23 protein-coding genes are annotated in these 26549 nt (G+C 41.3%); 21 read left to right on the top strand and 2 right to left on the bottom strand.

Features of this window, described 5'->3' with window-relative positions; all coding sequences use genetic code 11:
* The first annotated feature begins 63 nt into the window (after window positions 1-63).
* Genes ABT996_RS00795 through ABT996_RS00775 form a run of 5 tightly spaced genes read left to right on the top strand, consistent with a single transcriptional unit; the run spans window position 64 to window position 4612 of the window.
* Window positions 64-936, top strand: a complete 873-nt coding sequence (locus tag ABT996_RS00795; protein ID WP_010689135.1) for a YitT family protein — start codon at window positions 64-66, stop codon at window positions 934-936.
* Window positions 937-951: 15 nt separating this feature from the next.
* Window positions 952-1971, top strand: coding sequence for a sugar transferase (locus tag ABT996_RS00790; RefSeq protein WP_035448196.1), 1020 nt, complete (start codon window positions 952-954; stop codon window positions 1969-1971).
* Entirely contained in the window at window positions 1968-2747 is a 780-nt protein-coding gene (locus ABT996_RS00785; RefSeq protein ID WP_035448198.1) for a glycosyltransferase family 32 protein, read from the top strand. Before ABT996_RS00790 ends, ABT996_RS00785 begins: the two co-directional genes overlap by 4 nt.
* A complete protein-coding gene (locus ABT996_RS00780) occupies window positions 2744-3694 on the top strand; it encodes a glycosyltransferase family 2 protein (RefSeq protein ID WP_035448200.1) in 951 nt (316 codons plus the stop codon). Before ABT996_RS00785 ends, ABT996_RS00780 begins: the two co-directional genes overlap by 4 nt.
* A gap of 15 nt (window positions 3695-3709) precedes the next feature.
* Window positions 3710-4612: a deoxyribonuclease IV gene (locus tag ABT996_RS00775; protein WP_033193008.1), complete on the top strand. Its 903-nt coding sequence runs from the start codon at window positions 3710-3712 to the stop codon at window positions 4610-4612.
* A gap of 58 nt (window positions 4613-4670) precedes the next feature.
* On the opposite strand, the gene ABT996_RS00770 is transcribed toward ABT996_RS00775, so the two are convergent.
* Window positions 4671-5486 carry a pyruvate, water dikinase regulatory protein gene (locus tag ABT996_RS00770; protein ID WP_010689130.1) on the bottom strand — a complete coding sequence of 272 codons (816 nt, stop codon included), beginning with the start codon at window positions 5484-5486 and terminating at the stop codon, window positions 4671-4673.
* Window positions 5487-5765: 279 nt separating this feature from the next.
* On the opposite strand from ABT996_RS00770, the gene rpsU reads away from it, so the two are divergent.
* The 15 genes from rpsU to clpB all read left to right on the top strand — a co-directional run bounded on the left by rpsU (window position 5766) and on the right by clpB (window position 22661).
* Complete coding sequence (gene rpsU / locus ABT996_RS00765; RefSeq protein WP_003694124.1) at window positions 5766-5951, top strand: 30S ribosomal protein S21; 186 nt, start codon at window positions 5766-5768, stop codon at window positions 5949-5951.
* A gap of 21 nt (window positions 5952-5972) precedes the next feature.
* The gene (locus ABT996_RS00760) at window positions 5973-6419 is read left to right on the top strand and encodes a GatB/YqeY domain-containing protein (RefSeq protein ID WP_004047933.1); all 447 of its coding nucleotides are present in this window, start codon (window positions 5973-5975) and stop codon (window positions 6417-6419) included.
* 123 nt (window positions 6420-6542) lie between these two features.
* The gene (locus ABT996_RS00755) at window positions 6543-7526 is read left to right on the top strand and encodes a PhoH family protein (RefSeq protein ID WP_035448202.1); all 984 of its coding nucleotides are present in this window, start codon (window positions 6543-6545) and stop codon (window positions 7524-7526) included.
* A gap of 2 nt (window positions 7527-7528) precedes the next feature.
* Window positions 7529-8008, top strand: coding sequence for an rRNA maturation RNase YbeY (gene ybeY / locus ABT996_RS00750; RefSeq protein WP_010689128.1), 480 nt, complete (start codon window positions 7529-7531; stop codon window positions 8006-8008).
* Window positions 7992-8402, top strand: a complete 411-nt coding sequence (locus ABT996_RS00745; RefSeq protein WP_010689127.1) for a diacylglycerol kinase family protein — start codon at window positions 7992-7994, stop codon at window positions 8400-8402. Before ybeY ends, ABT996_RS00745 begins: the two co-directional genes overlap by 17 nt.
* Window positions 8403-8425: 23 nt before the next feature.
* The gene (era, locus tag ABT996_RS00740) at window positions 8426-9328 is read left to right on the top strand and encodes a GTPase Era (protein WP_010689126.1); all 903 of its coding nucleotides are present in this window, start codon (window positions 8426-8428) and stop codon (window positions 9326-9328) included.
* Window positions 9329-9383: 55 nt separating this feature from the next.
* A complete protein-coding gene (gene recO / locus ABT996_RS00735) occupies window positions 9384-10166 on the top strand; it encodes a DNA repair protein RecO (protein WP_029507325.1) in 783 nt (260 codons plus the stop codon).
* Window positions 10167-10473: 307 nt separating this feature from the next.
* Window positions 10474-11391, top strand: a complete 918-nt coding sequence (gene glyQ / locus ABT996_RS00730) for a glycine--tRNA ligase subunit alpha (protein ID WP_004047915.1) — start codon at window positions 10474-10476, stop codon at window positions 11389-11391.
* Window positions 11391-13469: a glycine--tRNA ligase subunit beta gene (gene glyS, locus ABT996_RS00725; RefSeq protein WP_035448205.1), complete on the top strand. Its 2079-nt coding sequence runs from the start codon at window positions 11391-11393 to the stop codon at window positions 13467-13469. The genes glyQ and glyS overlap by 1 nt, the downstream gene beginning before the upstream one ends.
* Before the next feature lie 287 nt (window positions 13470-13756).
* A complete protein-coding gene (gene dnaG / locus ABT996_RS00720) occupies window positions 13757-15622 on the top strand; it encodes a DNA primase (RefSeq protein WP_035448207.1) in 1866 nt (621 codons plus the stop codon).
* Between the two features lie 14 nt (window positions 15623-15636).
* Window positions 15637-16761 (top strand): RNA polymerase sigma factor RpoD, encoded by a 1125-nt coding sequence (gene rpoD, locus ABT996_RS00715; RefSeq protein ID WP_035448208.1) that lies wholly within the window; start codon window positions 15637-15639, stop codon window positions 16759-16761.
* Between the two features lie 180 nt (window positions 16762-16941).
* The gene (locus tag ABT996_RS00710; protein WP_035448210.1) at window positions 16942-17640 is read left to right on the top strand and encodes a tRNA (adenine(22)-N(1))-methyltransferase; all 699 of its coding nucleotides are present in this window, start codon (window positions 16942-16944) and stop codon (window positions 17638-17640) included.
* Window positions 17633-18748 (top strand): Nif3-like dinuclear metal center hexameric protein, encoded by a 1116-nt coding sequence (locus tag ABT996_RS00705; RefSeq protein ID WP_035448212.1) that lies wholly within the window; start codon window positions 17633-17635, stop codon window positions 18746-18748. The genes ABT996_RS00710 and ABT996_RS00705 overlap by 8 nt, the downstream gene beginning before the upstream one ends.
* 18 nt (window positions 18749-18766) lie before the next feature.
* Window positions 18767-20011 carry a peptidase T gene (gene pepT, locus ABT996_RS00700; RefSeq protein ID WP_035448214.1) on the top strand — a complete coding sequence of 415 codons (1245 nt, stop codon included), beginning with the start codon at window positions 18767-18769 and terminating at the stop codon, window positions 20009-20011.
* A 52-nt stretch (window positions 20012-20063) separates the two neighbouring features.
* Window positions 20064-22661, top strand: coding sequence for an ATP-dependent chaperone ClpB (clpB, locus tag ABT996_RS00695; protein WP_035448217.1), 2598 nt, complete (start codon window positions 20064-20066; stop codon window positions 22659-22661).
* 36 nt (window positions 22662-22697) lie between these two features.
* On the opposite strand, the gene ABT996_RS00690 is transcribed toward clpB, so the two are convergent.
* Entirely contained in the window at window positions 22698-22895 is a 198-nt protein-coding gene (locus tag ABT996_RS00690; RefSeq protein ID WP_004047900.1) for a YjzD family protein, read from the bottom strand.
* A 336-nt stretch (window positions 22896-23231) separates the two neighbouring features.
* Here ABT996_RS00690 and dnaE point away from each other — a divergent pair, with 336 nt between their 5' ends.
* Window positions 23232-26537 (top strand): DNA polymerase III subunit alpha, encoded by a 3306-nt coding sequence (gene dnaE / locus ABT996_RS00685; RefSeq protein WP_035448219.1) that lies wholly within the window; start codon window positions 23232-23234, stop codon window positions 26535-26537.
* Window positions 26538-26549: the final 12 nt, after the last annotated feature.

The raw sequence follows: 26549 nt of genomic DNA, 5'->3' as shown, positions 1-26549 counted from the left end.
AAAATGCGGATCTGTTTCTTGTATAGCTGAGATAACTTTTGTGCTTGAAAGGATTTAATTACAATGGATGAACTACAAAAGATTTGGAAACGCCATGTTTATATCGCTAAGGCTTCGACAGCATTTATTTACGGTGTTTTAGTTTCGATCGCGATGAACTTTTTTTGGGAGCCGGGGCATATTTACTCTTCAGGGATCACGGGTCTAGCTCAGCTGATCGCTACTTTGACAGCTAACTTGCCAGTCCAGCTCTCGACAGCGTTACTGATCTTTATCTTAAATGTGCCACTCTTTATCTTGGCGTGGTTTCAGATCGGCCGCCGATTTACCTTTTTCACGGTTTTAGCGGTCTTTTGCTCATCACTTATGATCAAGTCACTTCAACCGATAACGCTGACACACGATCCGATAATTTGTGCGCTTTTTGGCGCTGCGATCAATGGCTTTGGAACGGGCTTGGCTTTGAAAAATGGGATCTCTACTGGTGGCTTAGATATTTTAGGGTTGACGATCAGAAAACATACGGGTAAAAGTGTTGGCACGATCAACATCATCTTCAATGCTTTTATCGTTTTAGCTGCGGGGGCGGTCTATGGCTGGCCTTATGCCTTCTATTCTGCATTAGGTATCTTTGTCAATGCTCGGGTCATGGATATGGTCTATACGCGGCAACAAAAAATGCAAGTCATGATCGTGACCAATAAACCAAAGAGCGTGATCGATTGTATTCAAAATCACATGCGCCGTGGGATCACGATCGTTCATGGTGCCGAAGGGGCATATAAGCATGATAGAAAGACGATCTTGTTTACGGTGATCTCCCGATATGAACAACCCGAATTACGTCAGGCAATGACAGAATCGGATCCACATGCTTTTGTAAGTATTGCAGAAAATGTGCATATCATGGGGCATTTCTACGAACCAAAGCCATAGAAAGGAAACCGGTCAATGGAAAAATATGTAATCTCGATGTATGATAAGGGCCAAAATGAAGCTGGTCCCAAGGCTAAAGTTGATGCTGGAAATTTTTTAGCCACTGAGGGCTTTAAAAAGCTGAATTTTTATTTTTCAGGGGCTAGAAAAGCTAAACTTATGAGCTATAAGCAGAGTTTTTTGGATATTCCGCGTCAGATCAAAAAGTTAGAGCCCCAGACGGTGGTTTTTCAATATCCGTCTTTTGATCAGCGCACTGATCAGGCGATCGTGAAAAGTGTGCGTCGCTTTACTCAAGCCAAGTTATTGTATCTGATCCATGATATCGAATCTTTGCGTGCTTATGCTGATGATGTGACTTATCGCAAAAAAGAGATCGCATTTTTGAATCAAAGTGATGGTTTGATCGTGCATAATGAAAAAATGAAAGCTTGGCTCAAAGAAAATGGGGTCACTAAGCCAATAACTGTGTTAGAGATCTTTGATTATGCTAATCCAATCAAACTAGCTACTGATCGCCCTTATGAAAAGAGTATTTGTTATGCGGGTAATTTACAAAAAGCCGATTTTTTACAAAAGTTGGATCTCAGCATCCCGCTAGCCTTATATGGTCCCAACAAGGCTGCTACTTATCCCAAGAATATCACTCACTATGGTTCATTTCCGCCAGATGAATTGCCAGCAAAATTAACGCAAAATTTTGGCTTGGTCTGGGACGGTACGAGTATCGAACGCTGTGACGGTAGCTTTGGAAATTACTTAAAATATAATGATCCTCATAAAACTTCACTTTATCTGAGTTCGGGGCTTCCAGTCATCATCTGGAAAGAAGCGGCCTTAGCTGATTTTATCGTAAAAAACCAAGTGGGACTGGCTGTCGATAACTTAGCACAACTAGATGAGATACTAAATGAATTGACACCAGAAGAGTATTACCAGATGTGTCAAAATGTAGCCAAAGTGGCTCATAAGATGCGTACGGGGGCGTATTTAAAGGAAGCTGTGACAAAATTAGAACATGAGGTGACAAAATGATCCCTAAGATAATCCATTACTGTTGGTTTGGCCAAAATGAAATGCCTAAACAGTATCGGCAATATATTGAAGGTTGGAAAAAAATTTGTCCCGACTATGAGATCATTGAGTGGAATGAAGAAAATTATGATGTCGAGCAAGTAGCCTATACTGCTCAAGCTGCCAAAGCCGGTAAGTGGAGTTTTGTCTCTGATTATTTAGGATTTGATGTCGTTTACCGCTATGGTGGGATCTATTTGGATACGGATGTTGAATTACTTCAAACGTTAGACCACATTTTAGAAAATGATGCTTTTTTTGCGATCGAAGAAAATGAGAGTGGGGCTGAAGTTGCACCAGGATTAGGTTTTGGAGCTAAAAAAAATCATCCACTATTAAAGCAGCTACGCGATATGTATAATGACTTGGAATTTATCAAAGCCGATGGTTCGTTAAATACGGTCGCGATCCCAGTTTATACCACGCAATTGTTGGAAAAGCTGGGCTTTAAACGTCAAGATAAATTACAAAAGTTTGGGGATGTGACGATCTATCCAACGACTTACTTTGCACCAATGGATTTTTTAACGGGGCAGATAACTCTCAGTCCCGAGACGATCAGCATCCATCACTACAGTGCGTTATGGCAAACACCGACCAATTTACGCCATATTGAGAAGATGCGCCGGATCAATCGCCGTTTTGGTAAAAAATGGGGGATGCGGATCAATTTTTTGTGGCGGGTTTGGTGGGCGCTCGAACGCCGGATCAAGAAGTTATGGGGGAAAAGTAAATGACAAAGATCAGTGTGATCGTTCCAGTCTATAATGTTGAAGCTTATCTACCAAAATGTGTCTCAAGCTTAGTCAAACAAACTTTCACTGATTTTGAAGTTATTTTAGTAAATGACGGGAGTACTGATAGTTCGGCTAAGCTTTGTGAAAATTATGCTGACCAATATCCATCGCTCATCAAAAGTTATACCAAGCCAAATGGTGGGCTATCGGATGCGCGTAATTTTGGGATGCAGTATGCAACTGGACAATATATCATGTTTTTAGATTCAGATGACTATCTTGCGCCACATGCTTTGACGAATATGTACGCCTTAACTGAAAAAGGAAACAAGAAGATCGTTGAGTGTGATTTTTATTGGGAATATCCGAATAAAAAGATAAAAGATCAAGCGCCTAAATATGCTTCACTCAAAGATTATATGATTCGTGGACGTGTGGTCGCTTGGAATAAATTATATTTACGGACATGGCTGTTAGATACAAAAGTAAAATTTCCCAAGGGAAAACTCTATGAAGATCAAGACTTTTTCTTTAAATTAGTGACTTATTTAACTGATATCACAGACGTAGCCGTTGATAGCGAGTGTGAAGTTTATTACGTACAACGCCAAACTTCGATCTCATACAGTGAGACGACACGCATCTCTGAAATCTTGTGGATCTATCAAGATATCATTGATTTTTATCAAACTAAAGGGCTCTTTGAGACCTATTATCTTGAATTGGAGTATCGTTTTGTGCGAAACTTATTAGGAAATGTTTTATTGCGCAAGGTCGTTAAATTAAAAGATAAGCAACTAAAGCGTCAACTCTTAGATCAGATCTGGCAACAAAAAAAGATCTGGTTCCCAGATTTTGCTAAAAATCCATATTTGCGTCAAAAAAGTAAAGTTGATCTATATTTACGTTGTGTCAATCCACTAACTTATCGACTATTTTATCTTTAAAAATGAGGTGAAAAAATGCTAATTGGTTCACATGTCGGCATGAAGGGTAAGGAAATGTTGCTGGGGGCAGCAAAAGAGGCTGCTAGTTATGAGGCTTCGACCTTTATGATCTATACGGGGGCACCCCAAAATACGCGACGTAAACCGATCGCGGAGCTAAATATCGAAGCAGGCCAGGCGTATATGGCAGAACACGGCTTAAGTCAGATCGTTGTTCATGCTCCCTATATCGTTAATCTAGGTAATACTAAAAAACCGGAAAATTTTGGGTTTGCAGTCGAGTTTTTACGGGCTGAAGTTGAACGGGCTGAAGCTTTAGGAGCAACTCAGATGACGCTTCATCCCGGAGCCCATGTCGGTGCGGGAGCAAAGGCTGGGATCGAAAGTATTGCTAAGGGCTTAAATGAAGTCATCCGACCTGATCAAAAACTTCAGATCGCTTTGGAGACGATGGCGGGCAAAGGAACAGAGGTCGGACGGAGCTTTGAAGAATTAGCTCAGATCATCGATTTGGTAAAATATAATGACAAGCTATCCGTTACTTTGGATACTTGCCATACAAATGATGCAGGCTATGCGATCAAAGACGATTTTTCGGGCGTTTTAACGGAATTTGATAAGATCATTGGTTTAGATCGACTAAAAGTGATCCATTTAAATGATTCCTTGAATCCCCAAGGAAGCCATAAGGATCGGCATGCTAATCTAGGGTTTGGGACGATCGGTTTTGACAGTTTAGCAAAGATCGCTAAACTTGAAGAATTAGCTACACTACCGAAAATCTTGGAAACACCATATGTAGGTCCCGATAAAAATGATCGTTATGCGCCATATGGTTATGAGATTGCAATGTTACGCGCAGGTGAATTTGACCCTGAGTTACTCGATAAGATCTACCAAAATAAGGGTAAAAAATAGACATAAAAAAACTAAGATCTAAATTGAACACGTCAATTTACAGATCTTAGTTTTTTATTTATCTTTGTGCGTTGCTATCCAAACTTTCAGTAATTATCGTTGCAGTCTCTTCGATCGATTTGTGGGCCACGTTGATCACAGGACAACCAAGTTTTTTGTAAAGTTCGTTAGCAAAATTCAATTCGCTTTCGATGTTGTTGATGTTTGAGTAGTGTGTATCTGGATCAAGACCATAAGAGATCATCCGTTCACGTCGGATCCCATTTAAGATCTCAGGGTCGTTAGTCAAACCAAAGATCTTGTTTGGATCGACTTTATAGATCTCTTCTGGGATTTGCGCCTTAGGAACAAGGGGTAAGTTAGCCACTTTATAGCCACGATTAGCTAGGAAAAGTGACAACGGAGTCTTCGATGTCCGCGAGATCCCCAATAAGACCAGATCTGCCTTTAAAAAGCCAGCTGGGTCTTTACCATCGTCATAGGTAACAGCAAATTCAAGAGCTTCGATCCGATTGAAATATTCTTTATCGGTATTGTGATTGATCCCAGCTTTTTGTAATGGTTTTTCACCGGCTTTTTGTGAGAATTTTTGGATAACATCACTTAAAGCATCGATCACGGCTAAACCATTTTCTTGGCAGTAGTTATTTACAAAAGTCGATAGTTCTGGATCGACGAAAGTATGCACGATGATAGCAGATTCACGTTTGGCCTTGTTCATGATCCCTTGGACCAAAGAAACAGTCTTGATCAATGGGTAACGTTGGATCTTGAAATCTGCGTTAGGAAATTGGACACTAGCAGCTTCGGCGATCGCATAGGCGGTCTCCCCGAGTGAATCTGAGATCGCATAAACATGTAATTCATTTGACATAAAAATGCCTCCCTTAATTATGATAAAGTGTTAAAAAACGACTTATTCTATGAAAAATTATAGCCTATCTAACAAGTGATTCCAAGAAAAATGGCTAGGGTAAAAAAAACTGTAAAACTTTAACTTTTCACCGGTCGGATCATAAATGAACACTAATTATGTAAAAGTTTATAAAGTTATGTTGACTCTAACTTTTAATTTAGTTTATAATGGAAAGGAACTGTTGAGGTTTGTACAATTAAGACGGTTACATTTAAGCTCGGAGGGAGGGAAACAACCATGTCAAAGACAGTCGTTCGTAAAAACGAATCTCTTGATGACGCTCTTCGTCGCTTCAAACGTTCCGTTTCAAAAACAGGTACTTTGCAAGAATATCGGAAACGTGAATTCTACGAGAAGCCAAGTGTAAAACGTAAGAAAAAATCCGAAGCAGCAAGAAAGCGCAAAAATAAGCGTCGTTTCTAGTTTCTAGAGGAGGCTAATGTGATGAGTTTATTAGATTCATTACAAAAAGATATGGTAGCTGCAATGAAAGCTAAGGATAAGGGCCGTTTGGCAACTGTTCGGATGCTCAAAGCTGCAGTTACAAATGAACAAATCAACGTTGGACACGACTTGACTCCTGATGAAGAAGTAAGCGTGTTATCTCGTGAGTTGAAGCAACGCAAGGATTCTTTAGAAGAATTCAAGGCTGCTGGGCGTGATGAAGCTGTCCAAAAACTCGAAGAAGAGATCAAAGTTGTTGAAGGTTACTTGCCAAAACAACTCAGTGCAGATGAAGTAAAGGCCGTTGTTGAAGAAACGATCAATCAGGTTGGAGCAACATCAAAAGCTGACTTCGGTAAAGTAATGGGGGCAGTGATGCCTAAGTTAAAGGGTAAAGCTGATGGTAAATTAGTCAACTCTACCGTAATGTCATTGCTTAATAAATAAGCAAAGAGTCGAGATGCTAGATCTCGGCTTTTTTCTTATTTGTTCAAGTTTACTTTGAATTTGATTATCGAATTGATAATCAGTATAATTGGGATTATAAAGTATGATAAGGGAGATGGGCGATTGAGCGCAGAACAATTAGTCGAAAAAAGTTTCGTTCTCAACGATTCTCAATTGCAAATTTCGCTGTCGGGCATCAATGACAGCCATTTTAAATTGATCGAAGAAGGCCAAGATGTGGTATTAAAGCCTTTCGGTGGTACGATAAAGATCACCGGTACTGAAGAAAACGTTGATCTAGTCTATCAGATATTGAGTGAGTTGACGGGACTTTTACGTAAAAAAATCACTATAAGTAGTGCAGATATTGTGTCAGCGATGAAGATGGCACAGCGCGGAACATTAGAGTATTTTAAAGATCTCTATACTGAAGAGTTATTAAAAGACCGTCGGGGACGTTCGATCCGGGTCAAAAATTATGGGCAACGCCAGTATGTGCAAGAGATCAAGCATAAAGATCTTGTGTTTGGGATCGGACCTGCCGGAACAGGTAAGACTTATTTAGCCGTTGTAATGGCTGTTGCTGCCCTAAAGCGTCATGAAGTTGAACGGTTGATCTTGACGCGTCCAGCAGTCGAAGCAGGCGAATCATTGGGCTTTTTACCGGGTGATCTTAAAGAAAAAGTTGATCCGTATTTACGTCCGATCTATGATGCGCTAAATTCGATCTTAGGGGCAGAACACACGGAACGCTTGATCGACCGCGGTGTGATCGAGATCGCGCCTTTAGCTTATATGCGGGGACGCACGTTAGACAATGCTTTTGTTATCTTGGATGAAGCTCAAAACACGACTAGAGCGCAAATGAAGATGTTTTTGACGCGCCTTGGCTTTGGTTCTAAAATGATCATCAATGGTGATAAATCACAGATCGATCTACCTAAGGGGCACAGTCAAAGTGGTTTGGTCGATGCGGAAAAGATCTTGCAGGGCTCCCCGCACATCGGCTTTGTAAAATTTGATTCTGCCGATGTTGTGCGCCATCCGGTCGTATCTGAGATCATTCGTGCATACGATAACTATAATTCAATGGAAAATGAGGAATAAAAATGGATCTGGAAGTTTATGATAATACTGAGCAAGTTTCAAGTGAGTGGAAGACGCTCATTTGCGAGATCTTGGACTTTGCGGGTGATTATCTCAAGTTACCCTCAAATACTGAAATGTCAGTCACTTTGATGGATAATGCTGAAATCCATCGGATCAACAAAGAATATCGTGGTGTTGATAAACCAACTGATGTGATCAGTTTTGCGATCGAAGAGGAAGATCCAAATGAGGTTCCGATCATTTTACCGGATGAAGCTGATTTCGAGATCCCTAAAAATATTGGGGATATCATGGTTTCGGTCGATAAAGTCAAAGAACAAGCTGAGTATTTAGGACATTCGCAGGAAAGAGAATTGGGCTTTTTAGTTGTTCATGGTTTTTTACATCTCAATGGCTACGACCACATGCAAGCTGAAGACGAAAAGGAAATGTTTGGCTTGCAAAGAGAAATTCTCGAGGCGTATGGACTTAAACGATAAAGAACAAAAACAGCCGGTCAACAGCTGGAAAAACCGCCATTTTTTCCAGTCCTTGCGTTATGCGCTCGTTGGCTTGAAAACGGCTTATAGAGAAGAGCGTAATCTGCGGTTTCATGTGAGTGCGATAACTTTGGTCGTGATTATGGGACTCATTTTTAATGTGACCATCAGTGAGTGGCTCTGGCTATTTTTGAGTATTTTTTTGGTGATCTCCAGTGAAGTCTGGAATTCTGCCATCGAAAATGTCGTTGATCTAGCTACAAACTATAAACGACATCCACTTGCCAAAAAAGCTAAAGATATGGCGGCTGCAGCGGTCTTACTGGCAGCGATCTTTTCTTTGATCACAGCAACATTGATCTTTGGTCCACATATTTGGCAATTATTTAACTGATATTAATTAGGGAAGTGTATGTTTTGGAAGAAAAATTTCATTCAGGTTTTATTGCGATCGTAGGGCGGCCTAACGTTGGCAAATCGACTTTTTTAAATAATGTGGTCGGACAAAAGATCGCGATCATGAGCGACAAAGCTCAAACAACACGCAATAAGATCCAAGGGGTATATACCACTGATAATGCACAGATCGTGTTCATTGATACTCCTGGGATCCATAAACCACATAGTCGTTTAGGCGATTTTATGGTCAAGTCGGCGCTTTCGACGCTTAATGAAGTTGATGCAGTGATCTTCATGGTCAATGCGGAACAAAAACGCGGTCGGGGCGATGATTTCATCATTGAACGACTAAAAAATGTTAAAAAGCCGATCTATTTAGTGATCAACAAGATCGATAAGATCCATCCCGATCATTTATTAGAAGTGATGGATGATTACCGGGATACTTTAGACTACAAAGACGTCTTCCCGATCTCGGCTTTGAATGGCAATAACTGTGCTGAATTAGTCCACGATCTAGTTGAAGATCTGCCGGAAGGTCCGCAATATTATCCTGAAGATCAAGTTACTGATCATCCCGAACGTTTTATTGTCAGCGAATTGATCCGCGAAAAAGTTCTGCAATTGACACGTGAAGAAGTGCCACATTCCGTTGCCGTTGTTGTCGATCGGATCAAGCGCGAAGATGATGAAAAAGTTTTGATCCAAGCAACTATTGTGGTCGAACGTTCCAGTCAAAAGGGAATTATCATCGGTAAAGGTGGTAAGATGCTAAAAGAGATCGGGACAAGAGCGCGTAAAGAGATCGAATTTATGTTAGGTGATAAAGTCTTTTTAGAGCTTTGGGTCAAAGTTCAACCTAATTGGAAAGACCGTCAAGTCGATCTAAAAGCGTTTGGTTACCGACAAGATGATTATTAATTAAGGAAAAGAGGGGATGATTCTCCTCTTTTTTGAGATTTTTGGGGGTAAAAAGATGGTGCTACAACAAGGCGTAGAGTTTTTAGGGATCGTGGTCTCACGTAAAGACTATAAGGAACGCGATATGTTGGTCAAAATTTTGACCGATAAATATGGCTTTAAAACTTTTTTTGTCCGTGGAGTGCGTAAGCGGGGCTTTAAATTAGGAGCAGCGATCCTGCCTTTTACCCATGGGACCTATCTTGGAAGTATCAGTGATGAGGGGTTGTCATTTATCACGACGACCCGTGACATCAGCCAATATCAACAGATCACCCAGGATATCGAGTTGAATGCCTATGCTTCGTATATCTTAAGTTTAGTAGAACGAGCTCTAACGACGGAAGATCTTGTGAATTTAAGTTGGTTTTTAAGAGTCAAAAAGGCACTTGAGTTGATTGATGAGGGCTTTGATCCTGCGATCATCACTAATATCATCGAGATCCAGTTACTTACCAGTTTTGGGGTCAGACCGCGACTTGAAAGCTGTGTTATTTGCCAAAATACGGAGCGTTTATTTGATTATTCAGAAAGTTATGGTGGTTTGTTGTGTCAGCAACATTGGCATTTAGATCCCCATCGGTTGCATTTGGATCAGCGGACAGTCTATTATTTACGCCTACTATCAGTTGTAGATCTGGAGCGGTTGAATTCGATCAAGGTCAAGGACCAGACTAAAGCTAATTTAAGAAAAACTTTGGATGAGATCTATGAACATCAAGTTGGAATTTACGTGCCAGCAAAAAAATTTCTTGATCAAATGTCGTCATGGGACCAATTTTTTAAGGATAATAAGTGATTTTACAACTAAATATGACTTGACAAAAAAACGCGGTTAAACTATCCTAAAAATATCAATAATGAGACGTTGATAGAAGAGGATCGGTCTAAGGATAGAGTTAGCGAGTCTGAGATGGTGAAAGCAGATATCTATTGAGACATGATTGGCACTTTTGGAGTCTTAACGAATTAAGCTGCTAGTTATACTAGAAGTAGGGTGGAACCGCGATTTTCGAAAATCGTCCCTATGTAGCCAAAGGCGCTACATAGGGACTTTTTTGTGCGTTATTTGGCTGATTCGAAAATAAATCTTTGGAGGCAAAAAGATGGCAGATAAATTGTCAATGCAAGATATTATTTTGACATTACAACAGTTTTGGGCAAAGCAAGGCTGTATGTTAATGCAATCCTATGATACAGAAAAAGGGGCTGGTACGATGAGTCCCTATACTTTCTTACGTGCGATCGGACCAGAACCTTGGAACGTTGCCTATGTTGAACCTTCACGTCGCCCAGCTGACGGTCGTTATGGTGAAAACCCTAATCGTTTATACCAACATCATCAATTCCAAGTGATCATGAAACCTTCGCCAGACAACATCCAAGAACTTTATTTGGATAGTTTACGTGCCTTAGGGATCGATCCTTTAGAACATGATATTCGGTTTGTTGAAGATAACTGGGAAAACCCATCAATGGGTTGTGCCGGTGTTGGTTGGGAAGTTTGGCTCGACGGGATGGAGATCACCCAATTTACTTATTTCCAACAAGTCGGGGGCTTAGAAGTTCGTCCAGTTGCCGTTGAAGTAACTTATGGGCTCGAACGTTTATCCTCTTACATTCAAGACGTTAATTCAGTATTTGAGCTTGAATGGGCCGATGGAGTCAAATACGGTGATATCTTCAAAGAACCTGAATTTGAACATTCCAAGTATTCATTTGAAGAAAGCAACCAAGAGATGTTGTTTGAATTATTTGACACTTATGAAAAAGAAGCTAAAAAGCAGATCGAAAATGGTCTAGTTCACCCAGCTTATGACTATATCCTAAAATGTAGCCATACCTTTAACTTATTAGATGCTCGTGGTGCAGTTTCTGTAACTGAACGTGCTGGTTATTTATCACGGATCAGAAATATGGCTCGAATGGTCGCTCGGGCTTTTGTGGCTGAACGTAAGAAATTGGGTTATCCATTGATCAAAGATGAAGCTTTACGCGCTAAATTGTTAGAGGAGGACAAATAATGGCACATACATTTTTGTTAGAGATCGGATTAGAAGAGATCCCAGCTCATGTCGTTACACCAAGTAGCCAACAATTGGTCAAAAAGATGATGGCATTTTTAGAAGAAAATCGCTTAGACTTTGATGAGATCAAAGCTTACTCAACTCCAAGGCGTTTAGCACTCAAGGTCTTAGGCTTAGCTGATAAGCAAGCTGACATTGAAGAAGAAGCTAAAGGTCCAGCTAAAAAGATCGCTTTGGATGCCGAAGGAAACTGGTCTAAAGCTGCTCAAGGCTTTTCTCGGGGGCAAGGTTGCACGCCAGATGATATCTTTTTTAAGGAATTAAAAGGGGTCGAATATGCTTACGTTAAGAAATTCATTCCTGGTAAGAGCGCTAAAGAAGTTTTAAGTGATGTCAAAGACGTCGTGATGGATCTTAAGTTCCCAACGATGATGCGCTGGAGCACTAATGATTTTGAATACGTGCGTCCGATCAAGTGGCTAGTATCCTTGTTGGATAAAGAAGTCGTAGATTTTGAGATCTTAAACGTTAAGGCTGGACGCCAAACGTTGGGTCATCGTTTCTTGGGTAAGGCGATCGAGCTTACTGATGCTAATGACTATCCAGCTGCTTTAGAACCACAAATGGTGATCGCTGATGCCAAGAAACGTAAAGAAATGATCGTTTCGCAGATCAATGAGCTTGCACAACAAAATAATTGGCAAGTAGTGATCGATCCAGAGTTGTTAGAAGAAGTTAATAATTTGGTCGAATATCCAACTGTCTTTGCTGGAAACTTTGATCAAAAATACCTAATGATCCCAGATGCTGTTTTGATCACCTCCATGAAAGATCATCAACGTTTCTTCTACGTAACCGATGAAGCTGGTAACTTGTTACCAAACTTTATCTCGGTGCGTAACGGGAACCAAGCTCATTTGGAAAATGTGATCGCCGGTAACGAAAAAGTGTTGACGGCACGCTTAGAAGACGCTGCTTTCTTCTATGAAGAAGATCAAAAACAAACGATCGCAGATTATGTTGAACGTTTGAAGAAGGTAATGTTTCACGATAAGATCGGCACGATCTACGAAAAGATGGAACGTGTTCACTTGATCGCACATTACTTAGGTGAAAAATTAGGCTTAAGTGACCAAGAATTAGCCGATCTTGATCGTGCAAGTCAGATCTATAAATTTGACTTAGTAACTGGAATGGTCGGTGAATTTTCTGAATTGCAAGGTGTCATGGGTGAGATCTATGCTAGATTGCAAGGTGAAAATGAAGCAGTCTGTGTTGCAATGCGTGAAGAGTATCTTCCAACTAGTGCTGAAGGTGAATTACCACAGACAAATGTTGGGGCAGTCTTATCGATCGCTGATAAAATCGATAGCATCCAAGCCTTCTTTAGTGCAGGGATGTTGCCAAGTGGTTCTAATGATCCTTATGCTTTGCGTCGTCAAGCTTTAGGTATCGTTCGGATCGCTTTAGCTAAAGGTTGGGCCCTTTCAACCCCATTGTTACAAGCAGCAGTTGAAGCCGCTTATGCTAAACGCCCAGATCTATACGAAAAGATCGCTCCTGCTGAAAATAAAGCTATGATCCAAGATTTCATCGCAGATCGCTTGCAACAGATCTTGAATGGACCAAACTTACGGCATGATGTGCTTGAAGCAGTAATGGCTAATAAAGCTAATGCATTTACATTGGCTCAAAAAGCCGCTGATCTTTTGGCGCAACATTTAACAGATGAAGACTTCAAAGAAAATATCGAAGCTTTGACTAGAGCAAGTCGCTTAGCTAAGAAATTAGATGATCAAAGTGATCTTACTGTTGATACAGCATTATTTGAAAACGAAGCTGAACAAGGTCTTTATGAAGCCGTTGAAGCAGTTAGAAAAGACTTCAAAGCAGCTGATCTTGAAACTAAATTTATTGCTTTGAAGAACTTACGTGAACCGATCAATGCTTATTTTGAAAAGACGATGGTCATGGCCGATGATGAAAAGGTCAAGTTGAATCGTTTGCGTCAATTAGCACAGATCGCACGTTTGACAGCTGTCTTTGGTGCTTTAGATGCCTTGAATACTAAATAATTTTTCTAAGAGTGAGTCTAGTTTTTAGACTTGCTCTTTTTTTCGAGCAATTATGTTGTCTAAGAGCAATGGTACAGCGTATTATTTAGATGTAAAAAAGTTGAAGGATAATTATTTTGTAATAATGCTTGTCAAAGACATGTCAATTTGATATAGTATTTGTTTACGTTTACTCTTGCAATAAAGATATATCTATTATAAAATTAGTATCGGTATAATTTTTATTATGAAAGGTCGTGCTTTGGTGTGCGACCTTTCGTAACTATATTTAAAAATGGGGTGAGGCCGTGGTAAGTCAACGTAGGATACCGACTGATGTGATCGATCAGATCAGATCGGATGTCAATATTTTGGATATCATAGGCCAATATGTCCAGTTACACCGCTCAGGGAGCAATTGGTTCGGATTGTGTCCCTTCCATACAGAAAAAACGGGCTCATTTTCTGTGAATGAACCCAAGCAGTTCTTCCACTGTTTTTCATGTGGTCGCGGGGGAAATGTTTTCAAATTCTTGATGGAGATCGAGGATCTGACATTTCCGGAAGCAGTTTATCGCACAGCTGAGTTAGCCGGGATCGAGCTTGATGCTAAGTATTTACCGCAAAATATTGCTGGTGCAGAAGATACTCAGTCTGAGACCGGTAGATTAAAGCAGCTTTATGCGCAAGCAGGGCAGTTATATCATCACATCTTAGTAAATACTAAGTTAGGACAGCCAGCTTTGGATTATCTGCATGAACGTGGTCTAAGTGATGAGCTGATTGCAGAGTTTCAGTTGGGGTATGCACCTCAAGCTGAGATCTTACAAGCCTTTTTTCATGAAAAAAAGCTTGATGATTATCAAACTTTGCGAAAATCGGGTCTGTTTAGCGAACGTGAAGGTGAAAATCTAGCTGAACGTTTCAATGATCGGATCATGTTTCCGATCAGAAATCAAACTGGACAGATCATTGCTTTTTCAGGTCGACTTTTGACACCTGATAAGAAATTGCCTAAATATCTCAACTCACCCGAGGGGATCTTATTTAATAAGCGTAAAGTTCTCTTTAACTTTGATAAGGCTAAAAAGACGATCAGACATGAAAGTAAAGTCTATCTATTTGAGGGCTTTATGGATGTTTTAGCAGCATGGCGGGCTGGGATCAAAAATGGTGTAGCCTCGATGGGGACGAGTTTAACGAGTGAGCAGATCTATCTTTTAGAGCAAACGGCAAGTAAGCTCTATATCTGTTATGATGGTGATCTTCCAGGGCGTAAGGCTACCAAGCGGGCCTTGGAGTTGATCGCACCATTGAGCAAGTTTGAGCTTGGAACGATCTTATTACCTGAAAAGCTTGATCCAGATGAGTATGTTCGCAAATACGGTCCAGAAAATTTTAAAGATTTTGTGACGTCACATGAACGCACTGAATTAGAATTTTATTTGGAGTATTTTCGGGCAGGGCGTAATCTTGAGACTGAAAGTGATCAATTAGCGTATATCACAGATGTATTAGAGAGAGTTGCGCAGGTCAAAGATCCACTGGCGCGCGATCTGACCATCAATCGTTTAGCCAAAGAGTTTGAGCTAGATAAGAACAATTTAACTAGTCAACTTCAGGCTTTGATGCAACAGGTCCAATCAGAACAACTCAAACAAGATCAAGCAAATTCACTCAAGCGCTCGGATAAGGTCGTCTATAGTACCCAACAGCGTCAAGAAAAAAAACGCTGTACCCCGGCTGAACAAGCCGAAAGATTATTATTGTATCGTTTGTTACATGAACATGATGTCTTTTTACGCATCAAGGGTCTAGCTGATTTTTCGTTTATCCATGAAGATTATGAAACGATCTTTTTATTAGCTGATGGATACTTTGACCGTTATTCTGAGTATGAAAGTGCAAGCTTTTTAGACTTTTTAAAAGATGAACATTTAAGGCAGATCATCATCTCACTTGAATTAGGTGATTATGGTGAATCAAACGAACAAGAGATCAGTGATTGTCTAGCATTTATCATGCAGCATTCCCCGTTAGAAGAGCAGATCAAGGCGGTCGAAGCCCAATTAGAGCAAGCCAAACGTTTGGGAGATGCCAAAGCGATCATGGAACAGACGACAAAACTGATCGAATTATTGAAAAAAAAGCAGACAGAGAAGTCAATCATTTAAGGGAGGCCTCTATTTTGGCAGAAGAGAAAAAAAATACGAATTTCGATGCGGTGGCATATAAGAAAGCATTGCGTGAGTTATTACGTGAGTATAAACCAAAAAAAGAAATCAGATATGATGAATTGACTGATAAAATGGTAACGCCATTTCACTTAGATGCCGAACAAATGGACAGTTTGATCGTGCGGGTCGAAGATGCTGGGATCTCAGTTGTGGATGAAAATGGTGATCCAAGTGAACTCAGCTTGAAGAAAGCCAGTCATGAAGAAAAAGAATTAGCAAAAAGTGACTTATCAGCTCCATCTGGCGTTAAGATCAATGATCCAGTTCGGATGTACCTTAAAGAAATTGGCCGTGTCAATCTCTTGACTGCTGACGAAGAAGTGGCTTTAGCTTTACGGATCGAAGAAGGCGACGAAGAAGCTAAGCAACGTTTGGCGGAAGCAAACTTGCGCTTGGTCGTTTCGATCGCTAAGCGCTATGTGGGGCGTGGAATGTCATTTCTTGACTTGATCCAAGAAGGTAACATGGGCTTGATGAAAGCCGTTGAAAAATTTGACTATCGTAAGGGATTCAAATTCTCAACTTATGCAACTTGGTGGATCAGACAAGCGATCACACGTGCGATCGCTGATCAAGCTCGGACGATCCGGATCCCTGTGCACATGGTAGAAACGATCAATAAATTGATCCGCATCCAACGCCAAATGCTCCAAGATCTCGGACGTGAACCGATCCCTGAAGAAATCGGGGCTGAAATGAACATGCCGACCGAAAAAGTACGTGAGATCTTAAAGATCGCGCAAGAACCTGTTTCTTTAGAAACGCCGATCGGTGAAGAAGATGATTCGCATTTAGGTGATTTTATCGAAGATCAAGATGCGACAAGTCCAGCTGAACATGCAGCTTATGAATTATTAAAAGAACAGATCGAAAGTGTCTTAGATACTTTGACTGATCGTGAAGAAAATGTTTTACGTCTACGCTTTGGTCTAGATGATGGCCGGACACGAACTTTAGAAGAAGTTGGTAAAGTCTTTGGGGTCACGCGGGAACGTATCCGTCAGATCGAAGCCAAGGCTTTACGCAAATTGCGTCATCCTTCACGGTCTAAACAATTAAAAGACTTCTTAGAATAGGCTTTGTCAAAGGTCCGCCGATTTTGGGTGGACCTTTTTTTGTCGAGTCTAAAGATAAATGGTAAAATAATCCTTAAGAAACAACGTCAGCGGAAATAAAATGTGGCGCTGAGTCCAAAAAGTAGTAAATGAAAGGAATAGCTATATTTTCGGACCACATTTGGTATAGCTAATAGTAACATGGATGCACATCATCTTTCACAACGCCTCTTATGTGTGGCTGATCTGATCGAAAAAGGAGCACGCTTAGCGGATATCGGTTCGGATCATGCTTATTTACCAGCATATTTGGCTTTAAAGGGTCAAATTGAGTTTGGGATCGCTGGTGAAGTGGTCAAGGGTCCTTATGAAAATGCAAAGCAAGAGATCAAAAAAGAGGGGCTAGAAGATAAAGTCCAAGCTCGGTTGGCGGATGGCTTGAATGCGATCGAGTTAGCCGACCAGATCAATGTGATCACGATCTGCGGGATGGGTGGTACGTTGATCTGTGATATCTTGGAAGCTGGGAAGGACAAGTTAGTCGATCATCCACAGTTGATCTTGCAGCCTAATGTCGGTGAAGAAAACGTCAGACGTTGGCTGTTAGCTAATAATTATCAGATCACAGCTGAATATATCATGGAAGAAGATGGCCACATCTATGAAGTGATCGCAGCAAGCTATACTGATGAAAAACAAACTTTGACACCTGAAGCGTTACAGTTTGGACCTTATCTACTCCAAAAGAAAAATGCTGCTTTTCAAGCTAAATGGCAAAAAGAGATCGCTAAGTTAGAAACGATCTTAAAAGAATTGAATAAAGCAAATCAAGTTCCAGTCGCTAAAAAACAAGCGCTTGAAGCAAAAATAGCACAGATCGGAAGTGTTTTAAATGGTTAAAGTCAAAGATATCGTGGCTCGTTTTGAGGAATTTGCCCCCCAGCGGATCGCCGAAAAAAACGACCCGATCGGATTACAATTAGGCAGTCTCGAGCATGAAGTCAAAAAAATGATGGTCACCTTGGATGTCAGACCAGAAGTTGTGGAAGAGGCGATCGCAGCGGGGGTAGATTTTATTTTTGCCCATCATCCAGCGATGTTTGTTCCAGTAAAACATTTTGATCTAACCGATCCACAAAATCAAATGTATGCCAAACTCATCAAGCACGATATCACGGTCTATGCCGCCCACACCAATTTGGACAATGCTAACGGAGGTATGAATGATTGGTTAGCAGAAGCGTTGCATATTGAAGAAACAAAACCATTACTACCACCTAAAGCTGAAGTTTGGTATAAATTAGCGGTATTTGTTCCTGAAGAACATGCTACCATTTTACGTCAAGCCTTAGCTAAGGCTGGTGCGGGACATTTGGGCGATTATACGGCATGCTCATATTCTGTAAGTGGGACAGGTCGTTTTAGACCAGAAGCTGGTGCTGCCCCACATTTAGGAGAAGTCGGTCAAGTAAGCGAAGTAGCTGAAGAAAAAGTCGAAGTGGTTTTCCCAGCCAAAATAAAAGCCAAAGTTTTGCAGGCAATGCAAGCTGCGCATCCTTATGAAGAGATCGCTTTTGATCTATATCAAGTCGAAGGCCTTGGCCAAAGTACGGGGATGGGCCGCGTCGGTAAGTTGAGCACGTCGATGACAGTAAGCGAATATGCGGCGTTTTGTAAACAAGTTTTAGGCCTTCAGGGGTTGCGTTTAGTAGCTAAAGATCCTACAAGGGTAGTGGAACGCGTCGCCGTCTTAGGTGGTTCCGGCGCTAAATTTTATCCATTTGCTTTAAAAGCACAAGCTGATGTCTATGTTACAGGCGATGTCTCTTACCATACAGCTCATGATATGTATGAAAGTGGACTGGCAGTGATCGATCCTGGACATCATTTTGAAGCGATCTGTAAGCCTCACCTAAAACGACTCTTTACCCGTTGGAATGAGCAAAATACTTGGCAGATCGAGGTCGTTTCTTCTAAATTAAATACAGATCCATTCACATTCATCTAGCAGAAAAGAGGAATTTTAATGACAAAATATGATAAATTAGTACCGCGCTTTTTGGATTATGTTAAAGTCGAAACACGTTCCGATGAAAATTCGACGACGATCCCATCCACGCAGTCACAAGTTGAGTTCGCTAAAAAATTAGCGGCGGAATTGACGACGATTGGCTTAGAAAATGTCCGTATTTCAGATAAAAGTGGCTATGTTTTTGCTGAATTAAAGAGTAATTTAGCCGATGATACAGGTGTAAAAAAGGTCGGCTTTTTAGCTCATATGGATACGGCTGATTTTAATGCGACTGATGTAAAACCACAGATCGTTGAAAATTATGACGGGCAAAGTGATATCAAGTTGGATCCAGCTGGCAACTATGTCTTATCACCAGCCGAATTTCCAAGTTTGAAAAAATATCAAGGGCATACCTTGATCACCACAGATGGGTCAACTTTACTTGGGGCTGACGATAAAGCTGGGGTAGCTGAGATCATTACAGTCATGGAATATTTAGTGGCTCATCCCGAGATCAAACACGGCGATATCAAGATCGGGATCGGACCAGATGAAGAGATCGGTACTGGCTCACGGCAATTTGATGTGGCTGATTTTTGGGCTGATATTGCTTATACAGTCGATGGTGGTCCTTTAGGGGAATTGGAATATGAGACCTTTAATGGAGCTCAAGCCAAGGTCAAATTTATCGGTAAAGATGTTCATCCGGCGACCGCAAAGGGGATCATGGTCAATGCGATCCAGCTAGCAATGGATTTCCATGCTTTATTGCCTAAAGATGAAGTCCCTGAAAAAACAGAAGGACGCCAAGGATTTTTCCATGTACTTGATATGCAAGGCACAGTCGATCAAGCTAGTTTGACTTATATCATTCGTGATCACGATCATCAAAAATTTGAACAACGCAAACAATTGATGAAAGATATCGCAGCTAAATTAAATGAGAAATTGGGTCAAGAGCGCGTTGTACTTGAACTAAAGGATCAATACTACAACATGCGTGAAGTTATCGAAAAAGATATGACAGTCGTTGAACTTGCTGAACAGGCGATGAAAAATCTCGATATCACACCAGAGATCTATCCCGTCCGTGGAGGCACAGATGGCTCAACGATCTCATTTATGGGATTACCGACACCTAATATTTTTGCGGGGGGCGAAAACATGCATGCCCGCTATGAATATGTGTCTAAGCAAGTCATGGAACAAGCAGCTGACGTGATCTTAGAGATCATCAAGTTGGCAGCAACTAAATAGTTTTAAAGCGTGGCAAGTAAGTCGCGCTTATTTGTGAAATGGGGTAGTTAAGATGAATAATGAAGATAATTTGACTTCAGCAGTGCAAGCTGCATTGGGTGAAGCCCAACAGATCGCGATCACGCGTAAACAACAAGAGATCGATGTTGCTCACCTCTTTAAATTCTTAGTACAACCAGGTGAACTTGTCGGTGAGATCTATAAAAAAGCCGGGGTCGACCTTAAAGCCCTTGAACAAGAGATCGACCGTGTCTTAGATCAGTTACCAGTTATTTCAGGTAGCGTCCAATACGGTCAAGCCTTTAGCACGAAGTTATTACAACTCTTGCGTGATGCCGATGAGATCAAGCAAGAATTTAGTGATGAATATATTTCTTTGGATACTTTAGTCTTGGCTTTGATGAAACAGACTTATGATCCACTAGCACGTTGGTTGACCGAGCATGGTGCTACCGCTACTAAACTCCAACAGACCATCACTGAGATGCGAGCTGGCGAACGAGTAACTTCTAAGAATCAAGAAGAACAATACCAAGCTTTGGAAAAATATGGGGTCGATCTGGTCAAACAGGTACGGCAAGGTAAACAAGATCCTATCATCGGTCGCGACGAAGAGATCCGTGATGTAATCAGGATCTTGTCGCGGAAGACAAAAAACAATCCCGTCTTGATCGGGGAACCTGGGGTCGGTAAAACAGCGATCATCGAAGGTTTGGCTCAACGGATCGTTAGAAAAGATGTTCCCGATAATCTAAAAGACAAGACGATCTTTTCTTTAGATATGGGCTCTTTGATCGCGGGAGCTAAATACCGTGGCGAATTTGAAGAACGTTTGAAAGCTGTTTTAAAGGCTGTTACCAAGAGTCAAGGCCAGATCATCTTATTTATCGATGAGATCCATAATATTGTTGGCGCTGGTAAGACAGAAGGCAGTATGGATGCCGGTAATCTGTTGAAACCAATGCTTGCCCGTGGTGAACTGCATTTGATCGGGGCAACGACTTTAGACGAATATCGTGAGTATTTGGAAAAGGACAAAGCTTTAGAGCGCCGTTTCCAAAAAGTTTTGGTCAAAGAACCGACTGTTGAAGACACGATCTCGATCTTGCGGGGGTTAAAAGAACGCTATGAGATCCACCATGGTGTTTCGATCCATGATAGTGCCTTAGTGGCGGCAGCGACCTTATCTGATCGCTATATCACCGATCGTTTCTTGCCCGATAAAGCGATCGATCTAGTCGATGAAGCTTGTGCTGAGATCAGAGTAGAAATGAATTCGATGCCGACCGAACTCGATCAGATCACGCGCCAATTGATGCGCCAAGAGGTCGAAGAAGCAGCTTTGAAAAAAGAATCTGACCCCGCTTCCAAGAAACGCTTAGCCGAAATGCAAAGTGAATTAGCTGAGTCGCGTGAGAAAGCTAATCAGTTGAAGATGCGCTGGGAAAGTGAAAAAGAAGATGTCCAAAAGATAAGTGATAAAAAATCTGAACTTGATCGGGCTAAGCATGAACTAGAAGAAGCGGAAAATAACTATGACCTTGAAAAAGCCGCTAAATTGCAACATGCTGTGATCCCAGAATTGGAAAAACAATTAGCCAAACTAGAGCAAGTAGAGCGTCCCGATAATTGGTTGGTCGAAGAATCCGTGACCGAAGAAGAGATCGCTTCAGTCGTTAGTCGGTTAACGGGTGTGCCTGTAGCCAAATTAGTTCAAGGTGAACGGCAAAAGCTCTTACATTTAGCCGAGAACCTGCATAAGCGCGTGATCGGTCAAGATGAAGCCGTTGACGCGGTCTCAAATGCAGTCCTACGTTCTCGTGCTGGGTTACAGGACCCATCTAAACCATTGGGCTCATTTATGTTTTTAGGGCCAACTGGGGTCGGTAAAACCGAATTAGCTAAAGCCTTAGCTGAAGATCTCTTTGATTCTGATAAGCATATGGTTCGGATCGATATGTCGGAATACATGGAAAAAGCCAATGTATCACGTTTGGTCGGAGCTGCTCCAGGGTATATCGGCTATGAAGAAGGCGGACAATTGACCGAAGCTGTTCGGCGTAATCCATACACGATCGTATTATTCGACGAGATCGAAAAAGCTCATCCTGATGTCTTTAACATCTTGTTGCAAGTTTTAGATGATGGACGTTTGACTGATGGTCAAGGGCGAACGGTCGATTTTAGAAATACGATTTTGATCTTAACGTCTAACTTAGGTTCAGAGATCTTATTGAATAATTTAGAAGCTGACGATAAGATCTCACCTGAGGCTAAAAAGCAAGTGTTAGATATTGCTAAGGCTCACTTTAAGCCGGAATTTCTCAATCGGATCGATGATATCATCATGTTTTCGCCATTGTCGCTCAAGGCTATTGGAAAGATCGTGGATAAATTCGTTGCGCAACTATCAAAACGACTTGAAGAACAAGAGATCAGCCTGACGATCAGTGATAGTGCTCGGCAATGGTTGGCTCAAAAAGGCTATGATCCTGCTTACGGAGCTCGTCCATTGCAACGCTTCATCACAAACCAAGTCGAAACGCCACTGGCACGTGAGATCATTTCAGGTGAGATCTTACCACACAGTAAAGTTGAGATCGATCTAAAGGATGGAAATTTAGTCTTTAATAAGACGGTTATTGAATAACAAAAAAACCGAGGCTACAAATAGTCTCGGTTTTTATTACTTATCAGTTTTCGTTGCCTTTTTTGGGCTTTTAACAAAAGCGAGTAGGCAATTTACGGCGATAAAGCCACCGACCATTGCGATCAGACCGCTTTGGAGTGGTTCAAAGGGACTACCGGAAAGTGCAGAGAGCACATAGCCGATAACTTCACCATAGATAAAGCCCCAAAAAAGAATTGTAAGTTGTTTTGCCATTTGACAACACCTCGCATTCTCACTAAGTAGTTTAGCACAAAGAATTTTAATTTACAACGGACGGCTAGGAGCAATTTTGGGAGACTGTCGCAGTTATCTGTACGGCATATCCCGCTTTTCTGCGCACTGTGTAGTCGTGCTCCAGAATGCAACTCCTGGAAAATAACAACGATCAAACTCCGAGGCAAAAAGCGCCTCATAGTTTGCTTGCCGTTATTTTTACGGAGCTAAACGCATTCTTGCGCACTGTGATAAAAGGCGAACGTATTTTTGAAAAGACACGGACAAATTTGTATAATTAAAACAAAGACTTTTATTAGAAAGGTGGCGGTCGTTTTGTTTGCTCCATTACAAGTTATCAGTGCTAACAGTTTGTTAAAGAGCACTTTACGTATCGAAGATTATGTCAAACGTGCTGCCGATTTAGGCTACCAGAGCCTCGTTTTAAGCGATATCGATGTGATGTATGGTGTCCTTGATTTTTATCATGCCTGTCAGAAATACCAGATCAAGCCGATCTTTGGGCTGACCTTAGAATTTGAAAATGACGCGAAACTGTTATTGATCGCCAAAAATAATACGGGCTACCACAATTTGCTCAAATTGTCTTCGCTAAAAATGACCACGTTCAAGCAAGAACTTCCAGAGCTAGAAGAATTTTTAAAAGCGGTCATGACATATAGCCAAGATCTCTTTATCATCTCACCAGCTAAGGAAAGCCTATTATTAAAATACTACGAACAAGCTGGTGAGATCTTGGAGCGCTTGAAACAGACACCGGTAGCTGGGGTCTATTTAGGGATCGATCCGCTCTTGTCTAAACAAGAATTATTAGCGATCAAATTATTAGCACAGCAAACGCAGACTGCGTTGATCGCTGCCAGTGCAGTTCATTATTTAGAACCAGCTGACTATTTTGAAGTCAAAGTTTTGCGGGCGATCGGTGAAGCAGAGAAGTTGAGCGGCGTCTGGAACAAGAAGAACACTTTAGGCAAAAACTATCTTAAAGATATCAGTCAATATCATGAAGAATATCGGGCTTTAGGACTGACAAAAGCCTTAGAGGCAAATGCTAGGCTGTGTGATCTAGCCCAAGTGATACTGGATTTCCCTAAGACTAAATTGCCTCATTTTAAGACACCTAATGGGATGAGTGCTAAAGCTTATTTACAAAAACTTTGTCAAGAAGGGTTGCGACAACGGTTAGTAGCTGATCAGATAACCGAGACCAAGCCGTATTTTGACCGCTTGAAACAAGAATTAGCCGTGATCGATGCGATGGGCTTTGATGATTATTTTTTGATCGTTTGGGATGTCACTAATTATGCGCATAACAACCAGACCCGGATCGGACCAGGGCGAGGCTCGGCGGCTGGGTCGTTAGTTTCATATGTTTTAAAGATCACTGATGTCGACCCTTTGCGGTATGGTTTGTTATTTGAACGTTTCTTGAATCCCGAGCGCGCCCAAATGCCAGATATCGATCTGGATATCCCAGATACTAAACGTGATCAGATCATCAAATACGTACACCAAAAATATGGCCATGAACATATGGCTCAGATCATAACCTTTGGAACTTTGGGGGCACGGCAAGCGATCCGTGACGTTGCTCGAGTCATGGGGTTGACGAGTTTTGAGATCGATGAGTGGTCAAAAGCATTGCCGCATAAGTTTAAACTGACCTTAAAAGAGGCATATCAAGAATCACAAAAGGTCAAAAATTTGATCGCTGATAGTCAAAGAAATGAATTGTTGTTCAAAACAGCCCTTAAATTAGAGGGGCTACCGCGTCATTATTCAACGCATGCTGCAGGGGTGATCTTGAGTGATGAAGTCTTGAGCGACTTGATCCCTGTTCAATTAGGGACCGATCAGATCTTGTTATCTCAGTTTGCTAAGGGCCAAGTCGAAGAAGCTGGCTTATTGAAGATCGACTTTTTAGGCCTACGGAATTTGACGATCTTAGATAATGCACTCAAATTTGTCCGCAAGGGTTATCAAGAAAAATTAGATCTAAAACAGATCTCTTTAGATGATCCTTTGACTTTACGGCTCTTTCAAGCAGGACAGACAAATGGCGTCTTTCAATTTGAATCGACGGGGATCAAGAATGTTTTACGGCGTCTACATCCAACTTCATTTGAAGATGTTGCTGCGGTCAATGCCTTATATCGTCCGGGGCCGATCGGAAATATCGATGAATTTATTGCGCGTAAACATGGGCAACATCCTGTTAGCTATCCAGAAAAAAGTTTACAGCCGATCCTAGCTAAAACTTATGGGATCATGGTCTATCAAGAACAAGTCATGCAAGTTGCGTCAGCGATGGGGGGCTTTAGCTTAGGTGAAGCCGACCTCTTGCGCCGGGCGATTAGTAAAAAAGATCAACTAAAGATCGATAAATTGCAAGAGCGCTTTGTCATGGGTGCTAAAGCTAAAGGGTACACAGTCGCTAGTGCGCTAGAGGTCTATGAGTACATGAAACGCTTTGGTAATTACGGTTTTAACCGGTCCCACGCGGTCGCATATTCTAAAATGGCGTTTGAGTTAGCCTATCTTAAGAGCCATTATCCGGCTGCTTTTTTTGCGGCTCTATTGAATTCAGTGATCGGAAACGATAATAAGTTAAAAGAATATCTAGGTGAGATGCGCCAATTCAAGTTGCAAGTTGCTGGTCCAGATATCAACACCAGTCAGCTCTATTTTTCACTCAAAGACAAAAAAGTCGTCTTCGGCCTAGGCTCGATCAAAACTTTACGCGGTGATCTGGTCAAAGCGATCTTACAAGAACGGCGACAAAACGGTAATTTCAAGAGTTTAGCCGATCTTATCCGACGTTTGGATAAAAAACTCTTAAAAGAAGAACAACTTAAAGCCTTGATCTATGCTGGCGCCTTTGATCAAATAGAATCAGATCGAAGCAAACTATTATCACAATTACCGATGGTGTTGAGCAATATCGCTTTGAGCGGTGAAAATCAGACTTTGTTTGAGATGTTAGCACCTAAAGAAGAAAAGACGGCTGAAACGCTCTCGACGGCTGAGCTTTTAGAAAAGGAATTTTATTACTTAGGGACGTATTTGTCGGGGCATCCAGTCGAAAAGTATGCTTGGATACGTCAAAGGCAACACGCAAAATTATTGGCGGAGCTTATTCCGAATGAAACGGTCAAGACAGTCGTTTATGTTAAAAATAAGCGGGTGATCCGAACTAAAAAAGGTGAGCAGATGGCCTTTTTGCAGGTTGCTGATGAGAGTGGTGAAACTGAATTGGTGATCTTTCCGCGGGAATACCGCCGCTTTGCGACATTATGTGAACCCCAAAGCATCTTGCTAGTAAGTGGAAAAGTTGAGTTGCGCAATGAAAGAAAGAGTATCTTAGTTTCAGAGCTGGCTGCTGCAGCTGATATCAAAGAGCAATATTACTATTTACGTTTAGAACGATCACTAGCCAAGGGGACACGCCAGCAACTCTGGCGGATCTTGCGGGCTCACCATGGGGATGTTCCTGTAATCATAATCGAAGAAAATGAGAACAGGAAAATAATTTTGCAAGAAAATTTATGGTTGCGCCCAGATGAAAGCACGAAAGAAGCGCTAACAACCTTGTTAGGTAGCAAAAATGTCGTTTTGAAGTAATGAAAATTCATG

It is taken from the genome of Ligilactobacillus sp. RTP31139st1_D10_RTP31139_211217, assembly GCF_040226755.1.
In the GTDB taxonomy this organism is placed as follows: Bacteria; Bacillota; Bacilli; order Lactobacillales; family Lactobacillaceae; genus Ligilactobacillus; species Ligilactobacillus animalis.
Note: the sequence above shows the minus strand (reverse complement) of the source record. Positions and strands in the feature narration are given on the sequence as shown.